This window comes from Microcoleus sp. AT3-A2, assembly GCF_036705685.1.
Lineage (GTDB): Bacteria > Cyanobacteriota > Cyanobacteriia > Cyanobacteriales > Microcoleaceae > Microcoleus.
Window position 1 is genome coordinate 1 of the sequence record NZ_JAUBVF010000167.1, and the last position, 1,232, is coordinate 1,232.

Consider the following 1,232-nt stretch of genomic DNA (forward strand, 5'->3'; position numbering starts at 1 on the left):
CTGAGATCTTGCACCATTCTCAATTAGCCATACTGCCAACCACTAACAGTGATGTCAAAACCCTGCTGACGAGCTAAACTCTGGGTGCGATCGATATTAATTAACAGCCCCAAAACTACTAGAGATGCCAACAAAGTTTCTCTCGCCAGTAGCGCCGCCTCTCCCCAATCTGGCAAGGTAGTTTTTCCCGATGCTAGATATGCCCAGAAGGCGAGAAAGTAGGCAATAAAAGATAATACTAGCCAGCGATAAACTCCCAATAAAGTGCTTTGTCCAAACCGATGCAAACCAAACCGATGTTTCACAGTCTTAAAGAATCCTTCAATCTGCCAACGTCTTCTACCGAGTCGAGTAATGTAGACAGCAGATAAAGGTTTTGTCGAAATTACAAAGCGTTTTTCGAGACTGCCATCATCCCGTTTGAGCCAATACCAAGACAGGGTGACGGGAAAGTTTAATCCTTGCAGCACTACTTGCTGACCCCTTTGTAGTCCTTGGTTTACCTGCCGCGCATCTGCCAACCTCCGATCGCTCCTAATCCCAAAAATACCACTTGTACGTGGTTGTTTTTTTACCCAGTTGAGCATTTCTATACTGCCAAATGCGCTATCACCTAATACTCGAATTTCATAATGTGCTGTTAAGGTTTTTGGCAGAGTTTTTAGCAATCTTTGACCAAGTTTTATTGGCGCCAACTCTCCCTTGCCCCGATAGACTCGGAACCCCCAAGGTACTCGACTTCTTCCCACAAGTATGTAGAGGACTAACAGGTGCAATCCTCGTTTACCATTATAGACTCTAATTAGTTTCCCTAACCCTGAGAACTTACCAACTTTTTCCAAGGTAGTCATATCCAAAATTACAGTTAAAATTGGTCGCCTCCCAAGCCCTCTTTCGGCTTTTACTTGCCTGATGATCTCTGCCCGCACAACTCTAATTACTGCCCGGACTGACCATTTGTAATGATTGAGGAAGCGACTAATCGCGCTGGCACTTACTGTTTGAGAATGCTGAGGTAAACTTTGTCCTGTTGCTTCCAAAAATAGACCTAGCAAGGCTCGCAGACTTTTTTGTTGATATTTGCTTGGCATTAAATCCATCAAGGTATAGACTAATGCTTGGGCGTAATTAAGGATGGTTAACATTAACTTATCAGATTGTTTATACGCCCTTTATTTCACATTTTGGTACAGAATGCAAGGGCTTATTGAGAATGGTGCAAGATCTCAGTT

At 43.3% G+C, this 1,232-nt stretch carries 1 protein-coding gene; it reads right to left on the bottom strand.

The window, feature by feature from the left end:
* Positions 1-23: 23 nt before the first annotated feature.
* Positions 24-1,145, bottom strand: coding sequence for a transposase (locus QUB37_RS29700; protein ID WP_333168830.1), 1,122 nt, complete (start codon positions 1,143-1,145; stop codon positions 24-26).
* Positions 1,146-1,232 lie beyond the last annotated feature (87 nt).